15 protein-coding genes and 1 tRNA gene are annotated in these 12417 nt (G+C 56.5%); 2 read left to right on the top strand and 14 right to left on the bottom strand.

Annotation, left to right across the window (positions count from 1 at the left end):
- Positions 1-20: 20 nt before the first annotated feature.
- Both C5F52_RS07535 and C5F52_RS07540 read right to left on the bottom strand, forming a co-directional pair.
- Entirely contained in the window at positions 21-1055 is a 1035-nt protein-coding gene (locus C5F52_RS07535) for an amidohydrolase family protein (protein ID WP_104797694.1), read from the bottom strand.
- 73 nt (positions 1056-1128) lie between these two features.
- Positions 1129-1851 carry an extracellular solute-binding protein gene (locus C5F52_RS07540; protein ID WP_104797695.1) on the bottom strand — a complete coding sequence of 241 codons (723 nt, stop codon included), beginning with the start codon at positions 1849-1851 and terminating at the stop codon, positions 1129-1131.
- A gap of 106 nt (positions 1852-1957) precedes the next feature.
- On the opposite strand from C5F52_RS07540, the gene C5F52_RS07545 reads away from it, so the two are divergent.
- On the top strand, positions 1958-2869 hold the full coding sequence (locus tag C5F52_RS07545; RefSeq protein ID WP_104797696.1) for a LysR family transcriptional regulator: 912 nt from the start codon (positions 1958-1960) through the stop codon (positions 2867-2869).
- Between the two features lie 7 nt (positions 2870-2876).
- Here C5F52_RS07545 and C5F52_RS07550 read toward each other — a convergent pair whose 3' ends face one another.
- From C5F52_RS07550 to C5F52_RS29865, 3 genes are all read right to left on the bottom strand, one after another.
- Positions 2877-3794: a M48 family metallopeptidase gene (locus C5F52_RS07550; protein ID WP_146100048.1), complete on the bottom strand. Its 918-nt coding sequence runs from the start codon at positions 3792-3794 to the stop codon at positions 2877-2879.
- A 118-nt stretch (positions 3795-3912) separates the two neighbouring features.
- Positions 3913-4293 (bottom strand): MAPEG family protein, encoded by a 381-nt coding sequence (locus tag C5F52_RS07555; RefSeq protein ID WP_104797698.1) that lies wholly within the window; start codon positions 4291-4293, stop codon positions 3913-3915.
- A gap of 38 nt (positions 4294-4331) precedes the next feature.
- Positions 4332-4505, bottom strand: a complete 174-nt coding sequence (locus tag C5F52_RS29865) for a hypothetical protein (RefSeq protein WP_161499663.1) — start codon at positions 4503-4505, stop codon at positions 4332-4334.
- Positions 4506-4624: 119 nt separating this feature from the next.
- Between C5F52_RS29865 and C5F52_RS07565 the strand changes: the two genes are divergently transcribed.
- Complete coding sequence (locus C5F52_RS07565; RefSeq protein ID WP_104797700.1) at positions 4625-6124, top strand: RNB domain-containing ribonuclease; 1500 nt, start codon at positions 4625-4627, stop codon at positions 6122-6124.
- A gap of 73 nt (positions 6125-6197) precedes the next feature.
- Here the strand turns inward: C5F52_RS07565 and C5F52_RS07570 are convergent.
- The 9 genes from C5F52_RS07570 to iscR form a co-directional block, all read right to left on the bottom strand.
- A tRNA-Val gene (locus tag C5F52_RS07570) sits at positions 6198-6272 on the bottom strand.
- A gap of 25 nt (positions 6273-6297) precedes the next feature.
- Complete coding sequence (gene dnaQ, locus C5F52_RS07575) at positions 6298-7011, bottom strand: DNA polymerase III subunit epsilon (protein ID WP_104797701.1); 714 nt, start codon at positions 7009-7011, stop codon at positions 6298-6300.
- A gap of 2 nt (positions 7012-7013) precedes the next feature.
- On the bottom strand, positions 7014-7352 hold the full coding sequence (fdx, locus tag C5F52_RS07580; protein WP_104797702.1) for an ISC system 2Fe-2S type ferredoxin: 339 nt from the start codon (positions 7350-7352) through the stop codon (positions 7014-7016).
- Positions 7353-9209: a Fe-S protein assembly chaperone HscA gene (gene hscA / locus C5F52_RS07585; protein WP_104797703.1), complete on the bottom strand. Its 1857-nt coding sequence runs from the start codon at positions 9207-9209 to the stop codon at positions 7353-7355.
- Between the two features lie 18 nt (positions 9210-9227).
- The gene (gene hscB, locus C5F52_RS07590) at positions 9228-9776 is read right to left on the bottom strand and encodes a Fe-S protein assembly co-chaperone HscB (RefSeq protein ID WP_236657769.1); all 549 of its coding nucleotides are present in this window, start codon (positions 9774-9776) and stop codon (positions 9228-9230) included.
- A gap of 28 nt (positions 9777-9804) precedes the next feature.
- On the bottom strand, positions 9805-10128 hold the full coding sequence (gene iscA, locus C5F52_RS07595) for an iron-sulfur cluster assembly protein IscA (RefSeq protein ID WP_104797704.1): 324 nt from the start codon (positions 10126-10128) through the stop codon (positions 9805-9807).
- Positions 10129-10143: 15 nt separating this feature from the next.
- Positions 10144-10533 carry a Fe-S cluster assembly scaffold IscU gene (gene iscU, locus C5F52_RS07600; RefSeq protein WP_104797705.1) on the bottom strand — a complete coding sequence of 130 codons (390 nt, stop codon included), beginning with the start codon at positions 10531-10533 and terminating at the stop codon, positions 10144-10146.
- A gap of 15 nt (positions 10534-10548) precedes the next feature.
- On the bottom strand, positions 10549-11763 hold the full coding sequence (locus C5F52_RS07605) for an IscS subfamily cysteine desulfurase (RefSeq protein ID WP_104797706.1): 1215 nt from the start codon (positions 11761-11763) through the stop codon (positions 10549-10551).
- 56 nt (positions 11764-11819) lie between these two features.
- Positions 11820-12356, bottom strand: a complete 537-nt coding sequence (gene iscR, locus C5F52_RS07610; RefSeq protein ID WP_104797707.1) for a Fe-S cluster assembly transcriptional regulator IscR — start codon at positions 12354-12356, stop codon at positions 11820-11822.
- Positions 12357-12417 lie beyond the last annotated feature (61 nt).

Consider the following 12417-nt stretch of genomic DNA (forward strand, 5'->3'; position numbering starts at 1 on the left):
AAAAATCTCCTGAGAATGAATTAACGGCCTTGCGACTTGAGCTTGGTGTCCAAGCGCGAGAACACGCGACGTGCGTTGCCTTCGTACACCTGGTGGCGCTCGTCGGCATTGAGGTTGAGCGTAGATTCGATGTAGCGCTTGGTGTCGTCGTAGTAGTGACCGGTTTCTGGGTCAATGCCGCGCACCGCGCCAATCATCTCGGACGCGAACATGATGTTCTTGACCGGAATCACTTTGGTCAGCAAGTCGATGCCAGGCTGGTGGTACACGCAGGTGTCGAAGTAAATGTTGTTCATCAAGTGCTCTGACAGCAAAGGCTTTTTCAGCTCTTGCGCCAAACCACGGAAACGGCCCCAGTGGTAAGGCACAGCGCCGCCGCCATGCGGAATCAAGAACTTCAAGGTGGGGAAGTCTTTGAACAAATCTGAGGTCAAGCACTGCATGAAGGCGGTGGTGTCTGCGTTCAAGTAATGCGCGCCGGTGGTGTGGAAGCAGCCGTTGCAGCTGGTCGACACGTGAATCATGGCGGGGATGTCGTACTCCACCATTTTTTCGTAAATGGGGTACCACGACTTATCGGCCAGCGAGGGCGATGTCCAGTGACCACCTGATGGATCAGGGTTCAAGTTGATGCCGACGTTGCCGTATTGCTCCACACACTTGACCAGTTCAGGAATGCACGTGGCGGGGTCCACACCGGGTGACTGGGGCAACATGGCCGCAGGCACGAAGTTGTTGGGGAACAGCTCAGACACGCGGAAGCACAGCTCATTACAGATGGCAGCCCAAGTGGATGACACTTGGAAATCGCCAATGTGATGGGCCATGAAGCTGGCACGTGGGCTGAAGATGGTGATGTCAGAGCCGCGCTCTTTCATCTTGGCGAGTTGGTTGGTCTCGATGGTTTCACGCAACTCGTCGTCGCTGATTTTCAGCTCGGACACTTTAGGCATAGACGCTGGGTCTTTGATGCCGGCGATTTGGCGGTTGCGCCACTCTTCAAGCGCCTTGGGCGCGGTGGTGTAGTGACCGTGGACGTCGATGATGAGTGACATGAATAACCTTCAGATTTAAGTTGGAGGTGAAAAGAAACGGGTGGATTTGTAAAGGATTGAAAGTGCGTCGCGTTTAAACGGTCGCCCAATCCATGCCTTGTTGGCGTTTGACGGCTTCTACCTCAGCAGAAGCCAAAAATGTCAAGAACGACTGCACGGCCGCAACACGGGCTGCGTCGTTGGCGATGACGCTGGGAATGCCCGACGAAAACGTGGTGATGAACGCCACATCAGCGGGCAAAGTGCCCAGCACATCAATGCCAGGCAACGCCATGAGTTCGCTCAGCTGCTGAAACCCCAAGGCGGCTTGGCCACTGGCCACCAACGCGCCTACAGGTGTGCCGGGGGGCGGCACCACGATGCGGGCTTTCACCTCGTCAGCAATGCCCCAACGTTCGAACAGTTTTTCAAGGTACACGCCGCTCGGGCCTGTGGAATAGCTGAGTGTGGGGCTGGCCAACACGGCCGCTTTCACCGCCGCTTCGTGGCTCAAGTCTGGGCGTGCAGCGCCCGCTTGCACTGCTACGGCCACGGGTGAACGCACCCAGTCGTTACGGCTGTCGGGCATCACGTGGCCCGAGGCAATCAAACGCTGAATCGCGTCCGAGGCCAGCAGCACCACATCAAAAGCCTCGCCCGCTTGCACGCGTTTGGCGGCGTCGACACCGCCCACGGATTCCACCTGTACCACCACGCCCGTTTGCGCTTGGTAAGCCTGCACCAAATCGCCAAGCAGCGCTTTGGTCGCCATGGATGAAATACCGCGTAGCACGAGAGGAGGTGTAGAGGTTTGCATGGCGCCGATTCTAGAGATTTGCCTTCTCAAAAGGCAGTCCATTGCGAACTAGCTGCTATAACGTTATTAAATAACGCACAATCGGTTATTCAAAACAGGCCGACTCATGGAACTCAAACAAATCGAATCTTTTGTGCGCGTGGCAGAACTGGGCAGCTTCACCAAAGCGGCTGCTGCGCTGGGCATTCCGCAACCCTTGTTGAGTCGGCATGTGCGCCAACTCGAAGTGGAGTTGCACCAAAATTTGCTGATGCGCAATGGCCGTGGCGTCACCGTGACCGAGGCGGGTTTGGTGATGCTGGAGCATGGCCGAGGCATCTTGCACCAAGTGACGGTGGCGCAAGAAGAACTGGCTTCCGTGCGCGGCGCCTTGGCGGGGCGGGTGTCGATTGGCTTGCCGCCTAGCTTGTCCAAGCTGGTGACGGTGCCTTTGACCTTGTCATTCAGAGCGGCCCTGCCGCACGCCCAACTGTCATTGACCGAGGGTTTTTCGGTGCTGATGGTGGAGAGTTTGCGTGCCGGTCGTTTGGACATGGCTGTGTTGTACAACCCGCCCCCCTCCCCCGATTTGGACATGACCGTGCTGCACGACGATGCGCTGATTTTGATTGCCAGCAAAAAACGCCAAGCCGAGCCCCAAGAACCCGCGCTCAAAGCCGTGATGCCACTGGCTCACTTGGCCGAGCTGCCCTTGATCGTGCCCAGCCGCCCCAACGCGTTTCGCTTGCTGATCGAAACCGAAATGCTGCGCATCAACTGCAAACCCAAGATCGTGCTGGAAATTGACGGCTTGAACGCGATTTTGGAATTGGTCAAAGAAGGGTTGGGCTACGCCGTGCTGCCGCCCTACACGCTGCGCAACTTCGGCACCACCCACGACTTCACGACCCACCGCATTGAAAAACCCAAGCTCACCAGCCAGCTCATGTTGGTGTGGTCAGCACGCAGACCCATGACCGCTACCCACAAGGCCGCCATGGCCGTCACACAACAGGTGGTCGCCCAAGCGCTGGTGTGAGGACGTATTACCAACTGTCGTCGCTACCGCCGCCCGATGACGCGTCATCCCAGTCGCTTCCAGAGCCTGTATCGAAGCTGCCTAAGTCGGGTTGTGCGGGCGTGTCAAAAGGCACGTAACCGCCGTTATTGGCAGCCGATGCATTAGCTGCCGTGTTGTTGCCGTGATCCGTGCGATGGTCGCCCTCTAAAGCCTTGGACAAGGCGTAACCTGCGGCCACACCTGCCAAGCCACCCACCACTGCACCGCCAATGCCCGAGCCCATGCCACCTGTGGGCTGCACGTTCGGGCCGTAGCCAGGTGGATAGCTGGGGTTGTTCATGGGCGCATTGGGCGTGAACTGGGCACCAAAGCCACGCGGGGCCATGCCTGCCCCGGCGGGTGCAGCAGGCGCGTACACAGGGGCTGCAGGCGCAGGCTTGTTGCGACGCAACACCAAAGCGAACACCACCAAACCGGCAATGCCCAACCAAACGTAGCTCAACGAAAACCCAGACTCTGGCGCTGCTGGCGCTGCGGGCGCAGGCGCGGCCATGGCCGGTGCAGGCGTGTTCAAAGCAGGAGACGACACATGGCCCGAAGCGGCGTTTTGCGCCAAGCGGTTCACTTTGTCGTAGGTTTCATTGAACTTCTCAGGGTTGGCCGCGAATTTCAAGGTGGGGTCCAACTCTTTGGCTTTTTTCAATTCCGTGTGTGCATCGGCATAGCGTGTTTCACGGGCGAGCACTTGGCCCAACTCGTAATGCGCTTTGGCACTTTGCGGTTTTTCTTGAATCACCTCGCGCAGCATGGACTCCGCTTGCGTGAGATGCCCTGCGTTGACGGCAAACTCAATGTCTTTGGGCGTCGGTAACGCCAGCGCCGCCGCTGCGGCCAAGGCCATCAGCCCTGCTAAAAATGGCTTAAAAAACGAAGAAGTTTTCATGAAAGAGCCCCAATTGAAAGGTGCCAAGTAAAAAGCAAGTCGCCATTGTGCTTGTAAGAAGTGACTGCACGGTAAAGCAACTCAGATAAACCCTCATATCGAGGCGTGCAGTCCAAAATCAAGACCAAATCGCCAAAACGTAGAGCCAAATCGTGGCACCGTAGCCCACCGCCCAAAACACAGAGCGGGCCGACGCCTTGTCTGCCAAATAGCAGGCGATGTAAGCCATGCGGGACGCCACAAAAATAAAGGCCAAGAGGTTGACCGAACGGGCATCTGCTTGGGTGAAGGTGGCCAGCACGACAGCCGCTGCAAAAAATGGAAACGCCTCAAAACTGTTCGCTTGTGCCGCATTGGCGCGGGCTCTGAATCCCGTTTGCTTGGCCAACCAAGCCCGAGGGTCGCGGTTGTCATAGTCTTTACAACCCGCCTTGGCAATGCCCGCGCACACCAAGGGCAAAACCCCAGCCACCAACACCGCCACAAATGCCATCGTCATAGAAACACTCCTTTATGTAGCGCAACTTGCGCCATCGTTCACGAAATCAAATACCCGCCGTCCACAGGCAACACCACGCCCGTCACAAACTTGGCATGCGTCGCCCCCGTCGCCATGACCCACGCACCCTGCGCCGCAAAAGCTTGAGCGATCGCCTCGCCAATGCCACTGGTGGTGCCTGTGACGAAAACGCGTCGTTGTTGGTGATGCATGCATGCCCCTTTGTGGTTGACCCATGGTTGGATTTCGCAAGTCATGATGGTCGCATAGATCACCCATGCCATCACGCGCCGCCCGGCAGAGCCAGATCGAAGCGCTACATTCAAGATCTATGCACAAACAACACACCATGGGTCGCTCTGAACTGTCGCTGATCGCCGCGCAAGCCATGCTTGAGCGGGGCCTGGCACCCGAATTTCCTGCCGCGGTACGCCAAGAGCTCAACGCCATCACGCAAGCGGGACACGACAACGACCCACACATCGTCGATATGACGCCATACGCTTGGTGCTCCATTGACAACGACGACTCCTTAGATCTCGATCAACTCACTGTCGGTGAATTGCTGCCCAATGGCATCGTCAAAATTTGGGTGGCCGTGGCTGATGTCGATGTTTTGGTGCCGCAAGGATCGGCACTCGATGCGCATGCCAAACAAAACACCACCTCGGTCTACACCTCGACACGCATCTTTCCGATGTTGCCCGAGCGACTCAGCACCGACCTCACCTCGCTCAACCCTCACCAAGATCGTTTGGCCGTGGTGATTGAAATGCACATCAACCCCGAAGCCGAAATTTGCCACAGTGAGGTCTACCGCGCCAAAGTTTGTAACAAAGCGAAATTGGCTTATGACGCCGTGTCAAGCTGGTTGAATGGGCAAGGTCCTTTGCCCATGGCCGCGCAAGCGTTGGAGGGCATGGATGCACAGTTGCATTTGCAAGACGCCACAGCGCAGTTGCTGCGACAAAAAAGGCATGCACAAGGCGCTCTGGAGTTTGAAACCTTTCAACCCAAAGCCGTCTTTGAAGGCGAGCATGTGGTGGCCATTGAGCAACAAATGCACAACCGTGCGCGGCAGCTGATTGAGGAATTCATGATTGCGGCCAATACCTGCACGGCCCATTTTCTGACCGCAAGAGGTGGCGCATCGTTGCGCCGCGTGGTGCGTTCGCCAGAGCGTTGGCAACGCATTGTCGAAGTGGCCCACCGCTACAAATACCGATTGCCACAAGAACCAGACGCCAAAGCGCTGGAAACGTTTTTGGCTAAGCAACGTGCCACCGATCCTTTGCGTTTCCCCGATTTGTCCTTGGTCATCATCAAACTGATGGGCTCGGGAGAATACGTGGTCGAAAACACGCCAGACATGGCCATCGGTCACTTTGGCTTGTCCGTTCGAGATTACACACACTCCACAGCCCCCAACCGGCGCTACCCTGACCTGATCACGCAGCGCATGATCAAAGGCTGGCTGATACATGGGAAATCGCCCTACACCAGCGCAGAACTTCAAGCGCTGGCCTCACATTGCACACAACAAGAAGATGCGGCGCGCAAAGTAGAACGGCGCTTGCGCAAGTCGGAAGCTGCCTTGATGTTGGTGAACCAAATCGGCCATGTGTTTGATGCGGTGGTCACAGGAAAAACGCCGAGCGGGACATGGGTGCGCATTTTTTCACCCCCAGCAGAAGGCATGCTGGTGTCTTGGGTCCGGAACATAGAAGTTGGCGATTTATTGCGCGTTAAGCTGGCCGGAGCCAATGTCGAGCAAGGCTTCATCGACTTTGAACAAATCCACGCTTACTCGCACACCTCTCATCGCGCCTGAAGCATTGCGCATGGCGTTGATGGGACGAAAAAAAAGCACTTACGAAATTCGCAAGTGCTTTTTTTGGGATTTGTGGTGGGCGATGCAAGTTTCGAACTTGCGACCCCTGCAGTGTGAATGCAGTGCTCTACCCCTGAGCTAATCGCCCTTATCCATCGCTGGAAAGAACAATATTATGCCACAGAAATTACCGAGTTTCGCCAAACGGTTTTCCCACCGCTCGATTTATCGAGTTGCGTCAAAAGATCGGCGTGCTGAACCAACTCTTGCTCTGATGCGGCAATCACAGGCAACTTGAACAAACTCAAGTCCACAACTTCCAACGTACGGGTTTGTGAGTCTTCGCTCTCTACCTCCATCAACAACGCGTCTTGGCCGCGCGTCATGTTGATGTACACATCGGCTAACAGCTCGGCATCGAGCAACGCGCCGTGCAAGGTGCGGCCGGAGTTGTCGACTTCTAAGCGATCGCACAAAGAGTCCAGCGAGTTGCGCTTGCCGGGGAACATTTCTTTGGCCATCACCAAGGTGTCGGTGACGCCATCGATGAACGTGGTGAAACGCGGGCGCCCTTGCAGCTCAAGCTCTTTGTTCAAAAAGCCAATGTCAAACGGCGCGTTGTGAATGATGATTTCTGCGCCAGCGATGTATGCCAAAAACTGGTCCACCACTTCGGCGAACTTGGGCTTGTCTTTCAAGAACTCATTGGTGATGCCGTGGACACGCAGCGCATCTTCATGGCTATCACGCTCGGGGTTCAAATAAATATGCAAGTTGTGACCGGTCAACTTGCGGTTGAACATCTCGACACAACCGATTTCAATGATGCGGTCACCGTTCTCGGCCGAAAGACCCGTGGTTTCAGTGTCTAGAAAAATCTGGCGCATGGTCAGTGGTTTTCTTTGGCGTGGTTGATGGTGTATTTGGGGATTTCCACCACCAAGTTTTGCTGGGCCACGATGGCTTGGCAGCTCAAGCGTGAATTGGGCTCCAAGCCCCAAGCGCGGTCGAGCAAGTCGTCTTCGTTTTCATCGGCCTCGTTGAGCGACTTGAAACCTTCGCGCACGATGACGTGACAGGTGGTGCAAGCGCAGCTCATATCGCAGGCGTGTTCGATGTTGATGTAGTGCTCCAACAGCACTTCGCAGATGGTGCTACCGACAGCAGCTTGCAGCTCAGCACCATTTGGGCAGAGTTCGGCGTGGGGCAAAATTTTGATGATGGGCATTTAAATGTTCTCGATGTTTTGTCCGGCCAAGGCGTGTTGAATGCCTCGGTTCATGCGTTGGGCTGCGAAAGCTTCTGTGCCTTTGGCCAGCGCTTCGGTGATGGCTTCAATGGCTGCTGCGTCCTCTAGCTTTTTAGCGTCTAGCGTGGCTGCCATCAATGCGTCGATGCGTGTGCGGTCTTGAGCTGACAACAAATCGCCGTCGGCTTGCAAGGCGCTTTGTGTGGCCAGCCACATGCGGTCGGCGTCCACGCGGGCCTCGACCAAAGCGCGGGCTTTGATGTCTTGCTCGGCGGTTTTGAAACTGTCTTGCAGCATGGCTGCAATTTGGTCGTCAGACAAACCATACGACGGTTTGACGGTGATGTTGGCTGTGACGCCGCTGAGCTGCTCCAACGCGCCCACGCTCACCATGCCATCGGCATCGACCGTGAAGGTCACACGAATGCGTGCAGCGCCTGCGGCCATGGGAGGAATACCGCGCAGCTCAAAGCGCGCCAAGCTGCGGCAGTCGGCCACCATGTCACGCTCGCCCTGCACCACATGCAAAGCCAAGGCGGTTTGGCCATCTTGGTAAGTGGTGAAGTCCTGCGCCATTGCGGTGGGAATGGTTTGGTTGCGCGGCACGATGCGTTCCACCAAACCACCCATGGTTTCGATACCCAGCGACAAAGGAATTACGTCGAGCAACAGCAACTCACCATCGGGGTTGTTTCCTGCCAACTGGTTGGCTTGAATGGAGGCACCGAGGGCCACCACTTCGTCTGGGTTGAGGTTGTTCAGCGGTGCGCAGCCCAGCAGGTCAGCCACGGCTTGCTGCACTTGCGGCATGCGGGTGGAGCCGCCCACCATGACCACGCCTTGAATGTCGTCTTTGCTGAGCTTGGCATCGCGCAAAGCTTTGCGCACGGCAGACAAGGTGCGTTGGGTCAAAGCGGCAGTGGCTGCTTCAAACTCAGCGCGTGTGACGGTGTGGCGCAATGCGCCACTCGACAAGACCACTTCAAACGTGGCGCTATCAGCCACAGACAAAGCTTCTTTGCAAGCACGCGCTGCCACCAACACATTCGATTTATCAGCGGGCGTTGCAATGACGCAGCCGGTTTGAGCTTGCACCCAATCGACCAAAGCGCGGTCGTAATCGTCACCGCCCAAAGCGGAATCGCCGCCGGTGGCCAACACTTCAAACACGCCGCGTGTCAAACGCAACACAGAGATATCAAACGTGCCACCGCCAAGGTCATACACGGCGTACACGCCTTCACTGGCTTGGTCTAAACCATAGGCAATGGCTGCAGCTGTAGGCTCGTTGATGAGGCGCAGCACGTTGATGCCCGCAAGTTGCGCGGCATCTTTGGTTGCTTGGCGTTGGGCGTCGTCAAAGTACGCGGGCACGGTAATGACCGCGCCGTACAAATCGTCGTTGAAGGTGTCTTCAGCACGGAAGCGCAAGGTGGCCAAAATTTCGGCGCTCACCTCGACGGGCGACTTCTCACCCACGCGGGTTTGAATGGCCAACATGCCGGGCTTGTCGACAAACACGTAGGGCAACTGATTGCGGTTAGCAATGTCAGCCACACCACGGCCCATGAAGCGCTTCACAGACACCAGCGTGTTTTGCGGATCTTCAGCTTGCGAAGCCAATGCAGCACGGCCAATTTGGCGGCCGTCGTTTTCAAGGTAGCGCACAGCAGACGGCAAAATGACATGGCCTTCTGCATCGGGCAAGCACTCGGCAAAGCCGTTGCGCATAGAAGCCACGAGCGAGTGGGTAGTGCCTAAGTCAATACCCACCGCGATGCGTCGCTGGTGTGGGTCTGGCGCTTGGCCAGGTTCGGAAATTTGTAACAACGCCATAGGTGTGTATTGTCGCTTTCAGGAGGCGTCTAGTTGGTCAATTCGGGCTTCGATGTCGTGCAAAAACTTCTCGACAAACATCAGCCCCCTCACCTGCTGCGCGGCTGTGGGCAGGTCGTGTGCGGTGTCAATGAGCTTGGCGCATTGCTGCAAGGCAGTTTTATGGGCTTGCTGCACTTCGTCAAACAAGGCTTCGAGCGCGGCTACATCCGTGGCATCGTCCATGGCCTCGCGCCATTCCATGTGCTGCATCAAAAATGCAGCGGGCATGGCGGTGTTGTTCTCGGCTTGAATGGGTGCACCGCCCAGCTCGCACAAATAGGCGGCGCGGCGCATCGGGTCTTTGAGGCGTTGGTAGGCCTCATTGATGCGCACCGACCATTGCATGGCCACACGTTGTGCGGCAGTGCCTTGAGAGGCAAATTTGTCGGGGTGGGCTTCGCGTTGCAAGTCTTTCCAGCGAGCATCAAGCTGGGCGCGGTCTTGTGCAAACTGCGTGGGAACGCCAAAGAGTTCAAAGTCGCTGACCGCGAGCTGCGCCGACAACGGCTTGGCCGATTCGTTCACGTGGCGCCCCGCTTTAAGCTATTGAGATTTAAATACGGAACGATTCGCCGCAACCGCAACGGTCACGTTCGTTCGGGTTCAAAAACTTGAAGCCCTCGTTCAGGCCTTCGCGCACGAAGTCGAGTTGCGTGCCGTCGATGTAGGCCAAGCTCTTGGGGTCGATCAACACCTTCACGCCGTGGTCTTCAAAGACCACGTCTTCCGGTTCTTGTTCGTCCACGTATTCGAGCTTGTAGGCCAAGCCCGAACAGCCCGTGGTTTTGACGCCCAAGCGCACGCCCACACCCTTGCCACGCTTGGCAAGGTAGCGGGTCACGTGTCGTGCCGCGGCTTCAGTCAATGTGATCGCCATGGTGTTCTTCTTGGGTTAAGCCGCAGCGTGTTTCTTTTTGTAATCATCCACTGCGGCCTTGATGGCGTCTTCAGCCAAGATGGAGCAATGAATTTTCACAGGAGGCAGCGCCAGCTCTTCAGCGATTTCGCTGTTTTTCAAAGCCGCTGCTTCGTCCAAAGTTTTGCCCTTGACCCACTCGGTCACGAGTGAGCTGGAAGCGATGGCAGAGCCGCAACCGTAGGTTTTGAAACGTGCATCTTCGATCACGCCCGTGACGGGGTTGACCTTGATTTGCAACTTCATCACGTCACCGCACGCGGGCGCGCCCACCATGCCGGTGCCTACAGAATCGTCGCCCTTGTCGAAGGAGCCCACGTTGCGGGGGTTTTCGTAGTGGTCAACCACTTTTTCAGAATAAGCCATGGTGAATCTCCTTAATTAATGCGCAGCCCATTGGATGGTGCTGATGTCGATGCCTTCTTTGTACATGTCCCACAAGGGGCTCAGTTCACGCAGCTTGGCCACGTTGAGGCGGATGGTTTCAATCGCGTAGTCAATTTCTTCTTCGGTGCTGAAGCGGCCAATCGTCATGCGCAAGCTGCTGTGCGCCAACTCGTCGCTGCGACCCAAGGCGCGCAACACATAGCTGGGCTCCAAGCTGGCCGAGGTACAGGCCGAACCCGACGACACCGCCAAGCCCTTGATGCCCATGATGAGCGACTCACCTTCCACATAGTTGAAGCTGATGTTCAAGTTGTGCGGCACACGGTGCTCCATGTTGCCGTTGATGAAGACTTGCTCCATGTCTTTGAAACCATCGAGCAAACGCTTTTGCAAAGCTTTGGCTTTGGCCAAGTCTTTGGCCATGTCTTCTTTGGCAATGCGGAAAGCTACGCCCATGCCCACACATTGGTGGGTGGGCAAAGTGCCGCTGCGCATGCCGCGCTCGTGGCCGCCACCGTGCATTTGCGCTTCTAGGCGCACGCGAGGTTTGCGGCGCACATACAAAGCACCAATGCCTTTGGGGCCGTAGGTTTTGTGAGAGGCCAAGCTCATCAAGTCAACAGGCAAGGTGGTCAGGTCGATCTCCACTTTGCCCGTGGCTTGCGCCGCATCCACGTGGAAGATGATGCCTTTTTCACGGCACATCGCGCCGATGCCAGCGATGTCTTGGATCACGCCGATTTCGTTGTTCACGAACATCACGCTGATCAAAATGGTGTCGGGGCGAATGGCGGCTTTGAGCGCGTCCATGCTGAGCATGCCGTCTTCTTGCACGTCGAGATAAGTCACCTCAAAGCCTTGGCGCTCCAACTCACGCATGGTGTCGAGCACGGCTTTGTGCTCGGTCTTCACGGTGATGAGGTGTTTGCCCTTGGACTTGTAGAAGTGCGCCGCGCCTTTGAGCGCGAGGTTGTTCGACTCTGTGGCACCCGAGGTCCACACGATTTCGCGGGGGTCAGCACCAATGAGAGAGGCCACATCTTCACGGGCTTTTTCAACTGCGGCCTCGGCTTCCCAGCCCCATGCGTGGCTGCGAGAAGCGGGATTGCCAAAGTGCTCGCGCAACCAAGGAATCATGGCATCCACAACGCGTGGGTCGCACGGGTTGGTGGCGCCGTAGTCGAGATAAATAGGGAAATGAGGTGTCATGGCCGTACTCAATGAGGTTTGAACAAAATGGGAGAGGTGCTGATCACTGTCAGGGCTTAGCTTTTGGCAAATGCGTTGCCCAGTGCAAAAACAGAATTAGGGGCATTCACATGAATGGGCTTGGCCACCGGCATAGGTGAAATGGCACGACGAACCATGGGTTTGTCTTCGATTTCGATGCCTTTGGCAATTTGGTCGTCGACCAGCTTTTGCAAGGTGACGGAGTCTAAAAACTCCACCATCCGCTGGTTCAGCGACGCCCACAACTCATGCGTCATGCAGCGGCCGGTTTCGCCCAAACAGTTTTCTTTGCCGCCGCAGTGGGTGGCATCAATGGGTTCATCCACCGACACAATGATGTCGGCGACCGTGATGTCTGCAGCTTTGCGGCCCAACGAATAGCCACCACCTGGGCCGCGGGTGGACTCCACCAAGTCATGGCGGCGCAGCTTACCGAACAACTGCTCCAGGTAAGACAATGAAATTTGCTGACGTTGGCTGATCGCAGCCAAAGTGACGGGACCGTTGGCTTGGCGCAAGGCCAAGTCAATCATGGCGGTGACCGCAAAACGACCTTTGGTGGTGAGACGCATGGCAAGCTCCTATCTGTGGTTGGGCTTTGTCGACTAATTGAGTCAAGTATAGCCTAATCCC

The organism is Limnohabitans sp. TS-CS-82 (assembly GCF_002943475.1).